General features: G+C 70.8%; 1 protein-coding gene. It reads right to left on the reverse strand.

Annotated features, from left to right (window positions below; genetic code table 11):
- Positions 1-1,166 (reverse strand): TRAP transporter large permease (locus FJM51_RS23420; protein WP_438502777.1); only part of this gene is annotated, 1,166 nt, incomplete at both ends.

Genomic DNA, 1,166 nt, shown 5'->3' on the forward strand with positions numbered 1-1,166 from the left:
CATCGGCACGTCGGTGGCGACGCCCTTCACGACGAAGACGTTGAGCCCGACGGGGGGCGTGATCATCCCCATCTCGATGACGATCACCGCGACGACGCCGAACCAGACCGGGTCGAAGCCGAGCGCGGTGACGACCGGGAAGACGATCGGGATCGTCACCACCAGCATCGAGAGCCCGTCGAGGAACATGCCGAGCACGACATAGGCGAGGATGATCAGCGCGAGCGTGCCATAGGCGCCGAGCCCGAGGCCGGTCAGCGCCTCGCCGAGCGCCTCCGGGATCCGCGTCACCGCGAGGAACGGGTTCAGCACATTGGCGCCGATGACGATCGTATAGAGCATCGCCGAGGTCTTCACCGTGTCGAGCACCGCGCTCCGGAAGGTCTCGCGGTCGAGCGCGCGGCGGATCAGCGCGAGCAGGATCACGAGCGCCGCGCCGATGCCCGAGGCCTCGACGGGCGTGAAGGCGCCGACATAGATGCCGCCGATCGAGATCACGATCACGCCGATCAGCGGCAGCGCGCGGGCGAGCACGCGGAAGCGCTCGGCGAGCGGCAGGGCTTCGCCACGCGGGCCGGCGGCCGGATCGCGCCAGGCGATGAGCCAGACGGTGGCGATGAAGAGCGCCATCAAGAGGAGCCCGGGCAGGATCCCCGCCATGAACAGCCGGCCGATCGATTCCTCGGTCAGGATCGCGTAGATCACGAAGCCGGTCGAGGGCGGGATCAGGAAGCCGAGCGTGCCGCCCGCCGCGATCGCGCCGGTCGAGAGGCCGGGGCCGTAGCCGAGCCGCCGCATCTCCGGCAGCGCGACCTTGCCGATGGTGACGGCGGTCGCGACCGAGGAGCCCGAGACCGCCGAGAAGGCGGCGCAGCCGAGCACCGAGGCCGAGGCGAGCCCGCCCCGGAACCGGCCGACCCAGGCGTTGGCCGCGTCGTAGAGCCCGCGGCTGAACCCGGCCGCGCCCGCGATGTTGCCGAGCAGGATGAACATCGGCACGACGATCAGCGAGTAGTTCGAGACCGCGCCGTAGCCCTCGGTCAGCAGCACGCCACCCGCGGCGCGCAGCCCCTCAAGCACCCAGAGGCCGAGGAAGCCGACGACGAGCATGGCGAAGGCGACGGGCGTGCGCAGGATCATCAGCGCGAAGAGCCCGGCGATGCCGA

It is taken from the genome of Amaricoccus solimangrovi (genome assembly GCF_006385685.1).
Classification (GTDB): domain Bacteria; phylum Pseudomonadota; class Alphaproteobacteria; order Rhodobacterales; family Rhodobacteraceae; genus Amaricoccus; species Amaricoccus solimangrovi.